At 52.7% G+C, this 12,241-nt stretch carries 11 protein-coding genes; 6 read left to right on the top strand and 5 right to left on the bottom strand.

Going from position 1 to position 12,241, the window contains the following annotated elements; translation table 11 throughout:
• Positions 1–48 precede the first annotated feature (48 nt).
• The 6 genes from K3G63_RS20300 to K3G63_RS20275 all read left to right on the top strand — a co-directional run bounded on the left by K3G63_RS20300 (position 49) and on the right by K3G63_RS20275 (position 6,158).
• Complete coding sequence (locus tag K3G63_RS20300; RefSeq protein ID WP_220615961.1) at positions 49–675, top strand: biopolymer transporter ExbD; 627 nt, start codon at positions 49–51, stop codon at positions 673–675.
• Positions 676–686: 11 nt separating this feature from the next.
• The gene (locus tag K3G63_RS20295; protein WP_220615960.1) at positions 687–1,208 is read left to right on the top strand and encodes a biopolymer transporter ExbD; all 522 of its coding nucleotides are present in this window, start codon (positions 687–689) and stop codon (positions 1,206–1,208) included.
• Positions 1,205–2,038: an energy transducer TonB gene (locus K3G63_RS20290; RefSeq protein ID WP_259404592.1), complete on the top strand. Its 834-nt coding sequence runs from the start codon at positions 1,205–1,207 to the stop codon at positions 2,036–2,038. The genes K3G63_RS20295 and K3G63_RS20290 overlap by 4 nt, the downstream gene beginning before the upstream one ends.
• A gap of 237 nt (positions 2,039–2,275) precedes the next feature.
• On the top strand, positions 2,276–3,094 hold the full coding sequence (locus tag K3G63_RS20285) for an energy transducer TonB (RefSeq protein WP_220615959.1): 819 nt from the start codon (positions 2,276–2,278) through the stop codon (positions 3,092–3,094).
• A gap of 480 nt (positions 3,095–3,574) precedes the next feature.
• The gene (locus K3G63_RS20280; RefSeq protein ID WP_259404591.1) at positions 3,575–4,486 is read left to right on the top strand and encodes a PstS family phosphate ABC transporter substrate-binding protein; all 912 of its coding nucleotides are present in this window, start codon (positions 3,575–3,577) and stop codon (positions 4,484–4,486) included.
• A 49-nt stretch (positions 4,487–4,535) separates the two neighbouring features.
• The gene (locus K3G63_RS20275) at positions 4,536–6,158 is read left to right on the top strand and encodes a tetratricopeptide repeat protein (RefSeq protein WP_220615957.1); all 1,623 of its coding nucleotides are present in this window, start codon (positions 4,536–4,538) and stop codon (positions 6,156–6,158) included.
• 60 nt (positions 6,159–6,218) lie between these two features.
• Here K3G63_RS20275 and K3G63_RS20270 read toward each other — a convergent pair whose 3' ends face one another.
• From K3G63_RS20270 to K3G63_RS20250, 5 genes are all read right to left on the bottom strand, one after another.
• A complete protein-coding gene (locus K3G63_RS20270; RefSeq protein ID WP_220615956.1) occupies positions 6,219–7,307 on the bottom strand; it encodes an RluA family pseudouridine synthase in 1,089 nt (362 codons plus the stop codon).
• Between the two features lie 162 nt (positions 7,308–7,469).
• Complete coding sequence (locus K3G63_RS20265) at positions 7,470–8,105, bottom strand: OmpH family outer membrane protein (protein ID WP_259404590.1); 636 nt, start codon at positions 8,103–8,105, stop codon at positions 7,470–7,472.
• A 45-nt stretch (positions 8,106–8,150) separates the two neighbouring features.
• The gene (locus K3G63_RS20260) at positions 8,151–8,834 is read right to left on the bottom strand and encodes an OmpH family outer membrane protein (RefSeq protein WP_220615954.1); all 684 of its coding nucleotides are present in this window, start codon (positions 8,832–8,834) and stop codon (positions 8,151–8,153) included.
• A 42-nt stretch (positions 8,835–8,876) separates the two neighbouring features.
• Complete coding sequence (bamA, locus tag K3G63_RS20255) at positions 8,877–11,423, bottom strand: outer membrane protein assembly factor BamA (RefSeq protein ID WP_220615953.1); 2,547 nt, start codon at positions 11,421–11,423, stop codon at positions 8,877–8,879.
• A gap of 9 nt (positions 11,424–11,432) precedes the next feature.
• The gene (locus K3G63_RS20250) at positions 11,433–12,179 is read right to left on the bottom strand and encodes an isoprenyl transferase (protein ID WP_220615952.1); all 747 of its coding nucleotides are present in this window, start codon (positions 12,177–12,179) and stop codon (positions 11,433–11,435) included.
• Positions 12,180–12,241 lie beyond the last annotated feature (62 nt).

Raw genomic sequence — 12,241 nt, 5'->3', positions numbered from 1 at the left:
GCGCAGGTAACTTCGTTTCTGAATCACGCTACTTAATCAACACCAGCAATGCCCAAAGTAAAGCCCCATAGAACGTCACCGTCGCTGGATATGACCCCGATGGTGGACTTGGCCTTCCTGCTGGTGACCTTCTTCATGCTCACCACCAAGTTTGCCCCGGAAGAGGCTGTGGTGGTTGATACGCCTTCCTCCACTTCCGAAATCCGCCTGCCGGAGTCACACGTGATTACCATCTCGGTTGACAAAGACAAGCGCGTATTCTTCGGCTTGGATGATGACGAAATCAAGTCGGATTTGCTGACGCAGGTTGGTGCTAAGTACGGAGTGAGCTTCACTCCTACCCAGGCTAAAAACTTCCATGCGGTAGCATCTAGCTTCGGTACCCCCATTGAAAAGCTTCCTGCTCTCCTGAACTTGGATGGCGAGCAGCGTAAACTGGTTAAGCAGGAAGGCATTCCCGCCGACTCTGTGAATAACCAGTTCATTGAATGGGTGGTTGCCGCACAAGCTCTCAGCCGTAAGCAGTATGGCAAGCCTTCGTACGTTGCTATCAAAGGTGACGGTAACGCAGACGTGCCGACCGTGAAGAGAGTCATCAAACTGATGCAGGATAAGAACATTAACCGGTTCAATCTGATTACCGATCTGGAAACCAAACCAGTAGCCGGTAAGTAATCCGCACAGACATGGCAGAAATCCAACAACAAGCCGACTCAGGCGGAAAAGGCGGAAAGAAGCGGGCCAAGAAAATGTCGACCAAAATCGACATGACCCCGATGGTGGACTTGGCCTTCCTCCTTCTGACCTTCTTCATGCTCACGACGACCTTCAGCAAGCCTACCGTAATGGAGGTTGCGATGCCAGTGAAGCCAAAGCCCGGAGATGAGCAGCCCCCAATTAAGGCTTCTAACGCCTTAACACTGCTTCTGGGTGAAGGCAACAAGCTGTATTATTATGACGGCTTATTAGATGGCAACACTAAACCGGAGTTGAAACTCTCCAACTACGGAGCCGACGGAATTCGCAAAGTGCTGTTGCAGCATAAAAGCAATCCGCAGCTAGTAGTGCTCATCAAGCCAGATGATAAGTCCAACTACAAGAACATGGTCGATATTCTTGACGAGATGAACATCACTGACACGAAGAAATACGCGTTGGTTGACATCTCAAAGCCCGACCAGGAACTGATTAAATCTTCTGGATTATGATGGACAACGCACAGTTGGCCAAAGCATCTCTCGATGATATTGTCTTCGAGGGGCGCAATAAGGCCTATGGAGCCTACGTAATCCGGCGCGTGTATGGCAAGCACGTAACCCGTGCAGTGCTTATTGCCATTGCTCTCTTCTCCATCATGATTGCCTTCCCTTTGGTGGCACGCATGCTGAAAAAAGAAGAGGTAGTAGTGGACGATAAGATGCTGAAGGCGAACGAGCTGATGGAAGCCCCGCCGCTGGATGCCACCAAGCCGCCACCGCCGCCGCCGCCACCCCCAGAGGCGCCGCCACCACCCCCACCAAAGCTCTCCACGATCAAGTTCGTGCCTCCCGTCGTGAAAAAGGACGAGGAAGTACAGAAGCAGGAAGAAATTCCGGATCAGGCAGAGCTGAAAGACAAGGTGGTAGCAAACGAAACTGTGAAAGGCAACACCGATAACCCCGCCGACTTGGCTGGTTTGGAACCCGGTGAAGGCACAAAAGCAGTTGAGGAGGTAGTGGAAACCAAGCCCTACACCTACGTTGAACAGATGCCGGTTTTCCCCGGTGGGCAAGAAGCTCTACTGGCGTACATCGCCAAGAACATCAAGTACCCCGCCATGGCACTGCGCAACCAAGTAGAAGGTCGCGTTTTCATTAAGTTCGTAGTAGGCCCCGATGGAGCCGTTACGAACGCTGAAGTGCAGAAAGGCATTGGTGCCGGTTGCGACGAGGAGTCGCTGCGGGTTATCAAGAACCTACCCCGCTTCACTCCTGGTAAGCAGAACGGCCGCGCTGTATCAGTGTACTACACTGTACCGGTGACTTTCGCTATCAAGTAAGCGTATTGCTGCTGGGCAACCAGCGCTAGTATAAGAACCCGAATCAGACCTTGGTCTGGTTCGGGTTTTTTGCATTAAAGAATTTGTATAAAAAAGTATAGTAGGCACGCATACTAGCTCGGCTGCTACCTGCGTTTACTCCCTGCAAGCCAGCTAGTAATGGGCAAGTTGAAGTACGGTGCAGGCTTGGGATGATTAGATAGTATCCATTCATTGTTCACTTAATTCTATAAGCTCATGACCACGACCGCACACACCACCCTTCCATCCCTTGACGATATTGTGTTTGAAGGGAGAAACAAAGCGTACGGTGCCTATGTACTGCGCCAAGTGTATGGACGTCACATCAGTACAGCAGTGGCCATTGCCACAGCCTTAGCAGTGCTGTTGATTGCTATTCCTTTGCTTGTGCAGCGGTTATGGCCCACTGTCATTGTGGTGCCTCCCATTACTTCCAACGATAAAATCATAGAAGTAATGGCTGATCCCACTAGTAAGCTTCTACCGTCTACTCCTCCCGCCGCGGCCGTTACGGTTCGGCCAGCGGCGGCTGCTACCCCAACGCGGGTGGTTCGGGACGAACTCGTCAAAACGCCCGATCCTGCGACGGAGGTAGTAACACCCCTCGATGGGCCCGCTATTGAAGGTCCTGTTGCAGCAGTAGGAGATGGAGACGTGCTTGTTCCAGGCACTGTAGGCGGCAAAGATACAGCTGCTAAACCAGCTGCTCCGGCTGTAACCGAACCCTTCGTGCACGTAGAGAACATGCCGGAATTCATGGGTGGTAATGCAGCTCTCACTAAATATTTGCAACGTCAGCTTCACTACCCTTCGCAGGCCTTACGTGCTGGCGTAGAGGGTAAGGTTTACATCTCCTTTGTCGTAAATGCCGACGGCAGTATCACTGATGTATCGGTTTTAAAAGGCTTGGGCTACGGAACCGATGAAGAGGCTTCCCGCGTGATTCGGCAAATGCCTGCTTGGAAACCTGGCTATCAGAACCACCATGCCGTACCAGTGCGCTATACGCTGCCCATTACCTTTCAATATGAGTAAGTAGCTTCTGGCTATATATTCAATTTTAGATTGATATTTGGGCGCTCCGAAGCGGCTGGCAATACATTGCTGGCCGCTTCGGAGCGCTTTTGCCACTCCTCTGCACCTTATCAGCCATAGCGCTGACGCAGCAAAACGAACAAACGCATCCTAATTTGACGTTATGCCCCTACACACCGCATCTTGGTTTTATGCTTGACTTACCCACTACCGAAGAACGACTGGGCAACCAAAAGTCACAGTCTTTAGTACGGTACTTCACCCTGCTTATGTCGCTAGTGTATGCGGGCTTGGGGCTATACCTATGGTTTGCTCCCGCTGGCACGCTTATACTAGGTAATACCCCACGTCGTTTACTGGCGGCTGTCTTTGTATTTTACGGAATCATTAGATTTGTTCGCACCTACCAGCAACATTTCAAGAAAAGTAAGGATGATGCGCGCTAATTTTTGGGGTTTGGGCCTTGCCTTATGCGCCAGCATGGGACTAATGGGTTGCGAAAATAACAGCACCCCTGGTACTCAATCCACTGATACGCCTACCAGTGGAACCATCCGAATTGGAGTTGACGAAACGTTTGAGCCCATTCTCAAGTCGCAGGTAGACACCTTTCAGAAACTGTACCCTGGTGCAAAAGTTCAGGCTGTATACCAGCCGGAGCAGAATGTAATGCAGGCCTTTCTAGCTGATAGCTTACGCCTAGCTATTGTATCAAGGGATTTAACGGCCCAAGAGCGCGGTACTTTCGAGCGTTTAAAGCTGGTGCCCCGCTCTATTCGGATTGGGGTAGACGGGGTAGCCATTATTGTGCATCCCAGTAACCCTGACTCGCTCTTGACGCTGGCCCAGTTACGAGGTATCTTCACTGGGCAGCAGCAGCAATGGGCGCAGCTCAGTGGCAAGAACAAGCTGGGTGATATTACCGTTGTGTTTGACAACAACAACTCCAGTACGGCCCGCTTTGTTCAGGATTCAGTAACCCGGGGAACTGCCTTGACTAAAAAGGCTTTCGCCTCCAAATCGAACCCAGCGCTGCTTGATTACGTTGCTACTCATCCAAACGCTATTGGCGTGATTGGGGTTAACTGGATCAGTGACCGGGACGACGCGGCCGTTCAGAAATTCCTGAAACGGGTGCGGGTAGTAGGAGTCAGCCCCAAGGCTACTGGCTCTACCCCCGAGGATTATGTGCAGCCCTACCAAGGGTATTTGGCGCAGAAGACCTATCCTCTGCGGCGTGAGCTCTACGTCATCAGCCGCGAAGCCCGCGCCGGACTTGGCACCGGTTTTGCATCCTTTGTTGCTGGAAATAAAGGCCAGCTCATTATGCTAAAAGCGGGGCTGATGCCTGCAACCGGCCAGGTTCGCCTCATTGAGGTAAAGCCACGCTAACACACTTTTTGTCTCCTTTCCCCACGCATTTTCACTAAACCTTTTGCTCATGAATCTCAAGCCCTGGAAGCTTACGCTCCTCGCTGCTTTGTCTGTTTCGGGTTCTGCTGCCCTGGCCCAAACGTCGGGCGTTCAAAAAGCTATTGAGCTGGAGCGTTACAGCGAAGCCCGTGCTGCTTTGCTGCGGCAAGGCCAGTCGAACGAGACGTCGTTTGAACTTGGCCGCCTGTACCAGTTGCGCGATATGCCCGATTCGGCCGCGTATTATTTTAACCGCATTGCCTTAAATCCGAAAGATGCCATGACCCAGATTGCCGCCGGCCGTGCCGCGCTGGCGCAGGGCAAAACGGCAGAGGCGGAAATTCAATTTGATAATGCCGTAAAAACCTCCAAGGGCAAAGACCCCAAGGTGTATGCCATGATTGCTCAGGCATACGCGGAGTCGAATGTTAAGGACGTTACCAAAGCGCTTACTTACGTGAGTGCTGGCGAGAAGCTGGCGAAGGGCAAGGATGACCCGGCATTGATGATTGCCCGCGGCGACTTGTACCTGAAAACGGAGCAGGGCGGCGGTGAGGCGATGAACAGCTACGAGCGTGCTACGCTGGCTGACCCAAACAATGTGCAGGCCTACGTGCGCAAAGGCCAGCTAAACATGCGGGCCCGTACCTACAACGAAGCCAAGACCAATTTCGACAAGGCTATCAGCATCGATCCGAACTACGCTCCGGCCTATAACTCCTTGGCTGAAACGTACTACTTTGCTGGCCGTTACGATGATGCCTTGGCGCAGTTCCAGAAATATTCTTCGCTGGCCGAAAAGTCTTCGGATACGGACGCTAAGTATGCTTCTTTCCTGTACCTGACCAAGAAGTATCCGGAAGCGCTAACGGAGGTAGATAAGGTGCTGGCGAAAGATCCAAACAACCTCACCATGAATCGTCTGCGGGCTTACTCGCTCTACGAGACGGGCAAGAACGATGAGGCGTTGGCAGCCATGCAGAAATATATGCAGCTAGCTACTGCCAGCAATAAGGTGATTACTGAAGACAACGTCTACTACGGTAAGATGCTGATCAAAGGCGGTAAGACGTCGGAAGGTGCAGCTATTATCAAGAAGGCTATTGACGCTGATCCGAAGAAAGCAGCCGAGTTGCAGAACGAGCTAGCTCAAGCTTATCTGGCAGCCAAGGATTACCCAAATGCTATTACTACCCTGAAAGCCCGGATGGCGGCTACCAAAGGTGGTGAGCTGACGGATAAGGTATACTTGGGCCGGGCCTACGAGTTAAACGGCCAATACACCCAGGCTGATAGCCTCTACGGGGTAGTACTGACCGAGCGTCCGAACTACATCCCGGGCTATCAGATGCGGGCCCGCGCTAATGCCAACATCGATAAGGACTCGAAGCAAGGCTTGGCTAAGCCCTACTACGAGAAGTACATCGAGGTAGCAGGAGCGGCAACTGATGCGGCCAAGTACAAGACCGGCCTGATCGAGGCCAATAAGTACCTGGGGTATTACTACTACCAAAAAGGTGACAAAACCGCTTCCTTGCCTTACTGGCAGCAGGCGCTGGCGCTGGACCCGAACGACCAGCAGGCTAAAACGGCCGTAGCTGAAATCACTAAGCCCAAGGCTCCGGCTAAAGCGCCCGTAAAGCGCAAGTAATAGCCACCTACAATAAAAAAGCCCGCTACCATGGTAGCGGGCTTTTTTATTGTAGGTGGCCTACTCTGCGGTTTGTGCATATTGCTCCCACGCTTCCAACAGGCGTTCAAAATCCAGGGGTAGCTCTACCTCAAACTGCATATGCTCCTGCGTAACTGGGTGCTGAAAGCCCAACGACTTCGCGTGTAAGGCTTGCCGGGGCATCAGGGCCAGCATCTTCTCAGCAAAGGCTTTGTAAGCACCCGTCCGTTGGCCATACACAATCTTATCTCCCCCGTACGTAGCGTCGCCAAACAGCGGGTGGCCGATGTGTTTCATGTGAACTCGGATTTGGTGCGTACGGCCTGTTTCCAGGTTGCACTGGAGCAGCGCCACTTTACTCCCGAAAGAGCGAAGCACTTTATAGCGCGTTACGGCATGCTTGCCATAGTCACCGTCGGGATACACGGCCTGGACCTTGCGGTCCTTTAGGCTGCGACCTATATGCCCCCGAATAGTGCCTTCCGCTTCCTTAGGCACTCCCCATACCAACGCCAAGTAAGTTCGCTCAATGGTATGGTGAAAAAACTGATTGGAAAGATGAGTCATGGCCCACTCAGTCTTTCCAATCACCAGTAGTCCGGAAGTATCTTTATCGATGCGGTGCACCAGCCCGGGCCGGATTTCGCCATTACGTCCAGTTGGCAGGTTCTGCAGATGATAAGCCAGCCCGTTAACCAGGGTGCCGTTCCAGTTGCCGTAGGCTGGGTGCACTACCATACCGGCGGGCTTGTTTACCAATAGCAGTTCTGCGTCCTCGTAGCGTATATCCAGTTCCATAGGCTCGGGCACAACCTTAAACTCGCGCGGCGGCTCAGGCAACGTAATGGTGATGACGTCGAGCGGCTTCACGCGGTAGTTTGATTTTACCGGCCGGTCATTTACCTGTACTGCTTCGGCCCGAATGGCATTCTGAATGCGGGTACGCGAAGTACTAGGCAGGCGGTTCAGCAGGAATTTATCGAGGCGTAGCAACTCCTGCCGCCGGTCAGCCCGGATGCGGTGATGCTCATATAACTCGTCCTCATCTTCTTCCTCTGGCTCATCCTCCCCCAACGGAATGGGACTTGCAAATTCATCTGTGAACTCCTCCGGGTCGTCGTGCTGCATATGATAATCTGGCTGTGGCTGGAAGTATCCGGTTGGTTCGAAGCGTGTAGCATCCAGGTGTACGTTACGTCGAATTGATAACCCAGCATCTACATAAACAAGCACAGCCGGAGCAAAGCCCCGGCTGTGTGGTATACGTGATGTACGCGGCTGTTTAAGCGCTTACTTTTTGGTTTTGGTTTTGGTCTTAGTCGAGCTACCTGCAGGCGTAGCGGCAGCAGTGCTAGCAGCCGGGGTAGTTACTTTGGGCGCAGCGGCGGCGGCACCTGGCGTAATGCCCATTTTCTTCAGGATCAGGTCCGATACGTCGCCGTCCTTCGGGCCATGCAACAACAGAGGGCTGTCACCATCAGAGTTCAGAATGTAGGTGTACCCATTCTCGTCGGCCACAGCATCGATGTTCTTCTGGAGCTTGTCCAGCGCCGGCTTCAGCAGGGTCTGCTGCTTCTGCTGCAGCGATACCTCGGCGTTTTGCTGGAACTCCTGAATCGACTGCTGCAAATTCTGCAACTCTTTCTCCTTATCTGCCTTCACTACATCCGTCATGGTAGCGCCACCTTTTTGGTAAGCTTCCACTTTGGTACGGAATTCAGTGCTTTTGGCATCCAGTTGGCCCTTAAGTTGGGTGCTGTAGTCTTTCAACTGAGACTCAATCTGCTTGCTCTCGGGCATCTGGCTCAGGACGTATTGCACGCTGGTATACCCGATTTTCAGCGGTGCGGCCGTCTGTGCCATAGTAGCCGTAGCCGTGGTGAAGGTAAGGGCGGCAACAGCCAGTGCAACGCGAAATTTGTTCATGATGGTCATTAAAAAGAGAAGTGTCAGAGAGTTAGATGCGCAAAGTTAATTTTTTCGGGTTGCCGGCCGCGTAGTGGTACGGGTCGGCTGCTTGGTACGGGTTGGAACCGGCTCATCCTCTACGGTGGCTTCCCCGCCCGGAGCTTGTGGGGTAGTTACGGAACGTACGGCGCCTTTCTGTCCGGGCTGATTACGCTCCTCGGAAGCCAGGCCCAACTCCTCCAAAACAAACTCCGTGTAATCGTGGACAGGATTGGTGTAGAGCATGGTCAGGTCGCCAGACTTATCGAAAACAATGGCCAACTGTTTCTTTTTGGCGACTTTCTCAATTGCCTCAAACACCTGATCCTGCACTGGCTTGGTCAGTTCCTGCCGCTTCTTAAAAAGCTGGCCCTCAAAACCGAAGATATTGTTCGAGTAGGCTTTAATATCCTGCTCCTTCTTCAGTATCTCGTCCTGCCGCTTTTTCTTCATCGGCTCTGTTAGAACGACTTCTTCGGCCTGATAATTCCGATAGAGTTTGTCCAACTCTTTTTTTTGCGTCTCAATATCTTTTTGCCAGTTACTGGAAAGAGTATTGAGTTCCTGCTGGGCCTGGGCGTAGGCCGGTAGTTTACCCATAATAAACTCCGAGTCGACGTAGCCAAACTTCTGCGCCTGTGCGCCTTGTGGAACTGAAAGGAGGAGTGCTAGCACTGCGGCCGCTATCCACGAAAACATCTTGTTCATACGCTAAAAGAAGATGAAGTATCGCCGGCCGCACCGCCGGGTTTAGCGGAGCTGCTGACCAATGATAAAGTGGAAGATGCCTTTGTCCTGTTTCTGACCCGGGGTATAGATCGGCACTTTGTCGAAGCCCCAACCGTAATCAAAGCCTAGCAAACCAAATGCCGACATGAAAATACGGGCCCCTACCCCAGCGGAACGGTACAGCTTGTAGGGGTTATAGTTGGAATAACGCTCAAAAGCATTACCTGCTTCAGCAAAGCTCAACACGTACACAGTGGCGGCCGGATTAAGGCTCACGGGATACCGCATTTCCAACACAAACTTGTTGTAAACAACGCCCCCACTAGAGCCATTTGTGCCGCTTACCGAGGTAGGCAAGGGAGAGGTGGAAGCATCTCCTGGGTCGTTGTAGCCTCGCAGACCAATATATTCAGTACCGGCTATAAAGTTTGACGACCCTCCGTATCCCAGGCCAGAGCCACCCAACTTGAAGCGTTCAAACGGTCCGATCGGACGGCTGCTGTTGTAGGTGCCAATGAAACCGAAGTGGGCGCGGGTGTTTAGTACTAATTTACCTACTACTGGCGAGAACCAGGAAGCATCGAACATCCACTTGTGAAACTCTACCCACTCGCCTACGCTGGGGTGCGAGCCAGGAAACAGGGAGTACGGCGGCGTCAGGTTCACGCTCAGGGCCAGCGAGGAGCCCCGTCGCGTGAAGGTGGGGTTGTCGATGCTGTTGCGGGAAAGGGTAGTATTAAACGTTATGTTGTTTGCATTACCAGTCCCACTAGGAAAGAACTCCGAGCCTAATGCCGTATAGTTGTTCAGCTTGTACTGAGTGAGGGACAGTGCATTGCTAAGCGTGAAGTAGTCGTCGGGCCAGCGCAAACGACGGCCCAGGCTTATGCTCGCCCCGTTTGTTTTCAGGAAACTACCTGTTTCGGCGTCGAAGTTGGTTCCTAACCGGTATATAGTCTTAGTTAGGCTTACTGACAGCGAGTTTGGCTTGCGCCCGCCCAACCACGGCTCCGTGAAGGAGAAGGAGTAAGCCTGATACTGCAACCCGTTGGCTTGCACGTTCAGGGCCAGGCGCTGACCGTCGCCGGCCGGCACCGGCGTCCAGTTACGCAGAGTGCCTGCTTTCCGCAGGGAGAAGTTGTTGAACACCAAGCCCACCGTGCCGATAAAGCCCGCATAACCGCCCCAGCCGCCCGAAAGCGTAATTTGGTCGGAAGGCTTCTCCTCCACTGTATAGTTAATGTCTACCGTACCGTCAGCTTGGTTAGGAACCGGATTCAACCCGATTTTTTCGGGGTCGAAGTAACCCAGGTTGGCAATTTCACGCTGGCTACGGATAAGCTGCTCCCGGCTGAATTTGTCGCCCGGCAGCGTGTAGAGCGAGCGGCGCACCACGTGGTCCGACGTTTTGGTATTCCCCGCAATGTTAACGTCTTTGATTCGAGCCTGCACCCCTTCCGTGATGCGCATCTCAATATCAATCGAGTCACCTACTACCTTGGTTTCTACCGGCTCAATCTGAAAAAACAGGTAGCCATCATTCATATAGAGCGACGTTACATCCTGCCCGGTTGGGTTGTAGTTCAGGCGCTTGTCCAGCGTTTCTTTGCTGTACACGCTGCCTTCCTTAATCCCCAGAACGGAGGCCAGGGTTCTGTCGTCGTAGAGGTAATTGCCCTTCCACGTAATGTTGCGGAAGTAATATTTAGGGCCCTCATCCACCCGGATGGTGAGTCTCAGCCCGTCATCAATCCGCTCCAGTGTATCGGAAACTACTACGGCGTCGCGGTAGCCTTCCCCGTTATAAAACTCCAGGAGTTTAGCTTTATCCTCGGCAAACTCCTTGCTCTGAAACTTGCCCGAGTTGAAGAGCTTAGGAAATTTCTTCTCCTTGGTTTTCTTGAGTTTGCCTTTCAGCTTACCATCTGAAAAAGCCGTATTACCCTCGAACTGAATGTCGTTGATTTTGACTTTGGAGCCTTTCTCAACGTTGATGTTCAGCACGACGCTGTTAGAAAGCGAGGAGTCGGGCGTCTGCGTAATGGTAACCTTGCTGTCGAGAAAGCCCTTATTGGTATAGAACTTCCGGACCTGGGCGCGCGTGTTACTCAGCAGCGCATCCGTAACGACCTTACCGCGAATAAGCTTGATTTTGTTTTTCAGCTCATCGGCCTGGCTTTTACCGATGCCGGAGAACTCAAATTTAGATAGGCGTGGCCGTTCCTTCAGGTTAAAGTCCAGAAAAATACGACTGCCTTCCGTGCGCGCAATGCTCACGCTCACATCACCTAGGATGCCCTGGTCCCATAGCCTGCGGATAGCTTTCCCAATTTCTTCCCCAGGAATAGTAATCGGGTCGCCGACCTTTAACCCTGTCAGCCCAATCAGCGTATTAGGATCTAAGTATCGGGCACCGCTGATGGTGATGCCGCCCAGCGTATAGCGCTGAGGCTGCTCACCGGTTACGGCAGGAGCCTGGGTTTGCGCCGTAGCGGTACCAACCGGTATGGCGCCCAATGTCAGGGCCAGCGCAGCAGCCGGGATAAGCTTATGGTAAGAAGAACTCATGTTCTGTAATTACGAAACAGTTAACTGCTCACTGGTTTTTCCGAAACGCCGCTCCCGCTGCTGATAAGCTCGCAGTGCGTCGTAGAAATGCTCCCGCCGGAAATCAGGCCACAGCAAATGGGTTATGAACAGTTCCGTGTAGGCCAGTTGCCATAACAAAAAATTACTGATCCGCTGTTCACCACTGGTACGGATCAGCAGCTCTGGATCCGGCATACCCGCAGTTGACAGAAAGCTGGTTACGGTTTGTTCCGTTATCTGTGTAGGCTGCAGGCGGCCTGCGGCTACCTCCGCGGCCATACGCTGGGTTGCTTGAGTGATATCCCACCGGCCGCTGTAGCTTAAAGCGAGGAGCAGCGTCATCCGGTTACCCTCCTTAGTCAGCTCAATTGCTTCTGCTAACTCCTTTTGACAGGAAGCCGGCAAGTTTTCAATCTGACCAATTGCTTGCAGCCGAATGCTGTTCTTTAGCAGAGTAGGCGTCTCCTGCCGAATGGTATGCACCAGCAGTTGCATCAGTGCCATCACCTCATGCGCCGGCCGTGACCAGTTCTCTGTCGAGAAGGCATAAAGCGTTAGATAGCGTACACCTACTTCAGCCGCAGCTTCTACGGTTTCGCGCACGGCCGTAATGGCACTTTGGTGCCCGAAAATGCGCAAGCCACCTTTCTGCTTGGCCCACCGGCCATTACCATCCATGATGACGGCGACGTGGGCGGGAATATTCTGGGAATCTATTTCGGACCGGACGGCCATCAGTACTTTTTGCGTAAAGAGGCTGCAAGTTACGCAAATGGTTGCATTCCCCTCTGCTCAAG

The sequence above is a fragment of the Hymenobacter sp. HSC-4F20 genome (genome assembly GCF_019599275.1).
Taxonomy (GTDB): Bacteria; Bacteroidota; Bacteroidia; order Cytophagales; family Hymenobacteraceae; genus Hymenobacter.
Note: the sequence above shows the minus strand (reverse complement) of the source record. Positions and strands in the feature narration are given on the sequence as shown.

Bases quoted from the DNA above. Each gene is read 5' to 3' on its own strand.
- K3G63_RS20290 (WP_259404592.1), top strand. From the start codon at position 1,205: ATGATGGACAACGCACAGTTGGCCAAAGCATCTCTCGATGATATTGTC.
- K3G63_RS20285 (WP_220615959.1), top strand. From the start codon at position 2,276: ATGACCACGACCGCACACACCACCCTTCCATCCCTTGACGATATTGTG.
- K3G63_RS20300 (WP_220615961.1), top strand. From the start codon at position 49: ATGCCCAAAGTAAAGCCCCATAGAACGTCACCGTCGCTGGATATGACC.
- K3G63_RS20260 (WP_220615954.1), bottom strand. From the start codon at position 8,834: ATGAACAAGATGTTTTCGTGGATAGCGGCCGCAGTGCTAGCACTCCTC.
- K3G63_RS20270 (WP_220615956.1), bottom strand. From the start codon at position 7,307: ATGCAGCACGACGACCCGGAGGAGTTCACAGATGAATTTGCAAGTCCC.
- K3G63_RS20295 (WP_220615960.1), top strand. From the start codon at position 687: ATGGCAGAAATCCAACAACAAGCCGACTCAGGCGGAAAAGGCGGAAAG.
- K3G63_RS20280 (WP_259404591.1), top strand. From the start codon at position 3,575: ATGGGACTAATGGGTTGCGAAAATAACAGCACCCCTGGTACTCAATCC.
- K3G63_RS20275 (WP_220615957.1), top strand. From the start codon at position 4,536: ATGAATCTCAAGCCCTGGAAGCTTACGCTCCTCGCTGCTTTGTCTGTT.
- K3G63_RS20250 (WP_220615952.1), bottom strand. From the start codon at position 12,179: ATGGCCGTCCGGTCCGAAATAGATTCCCAGAATATTCCCGCCCACGTC.
- K3G63_RS20265 (WP_259404590.1), bottom strand. From the start codon at position 8,105: ATGAACAAATTTCGCGTTGCACTGGCTGTTGCCGCCCTTACCTTCACC.
- bamA (WP_220615953.1), bottom strand. From the start codon at position 11,423: ATGAGTTCTTCTTACCATAAGCTTATCCCGGCTGCTGCGCTGGCCCTG.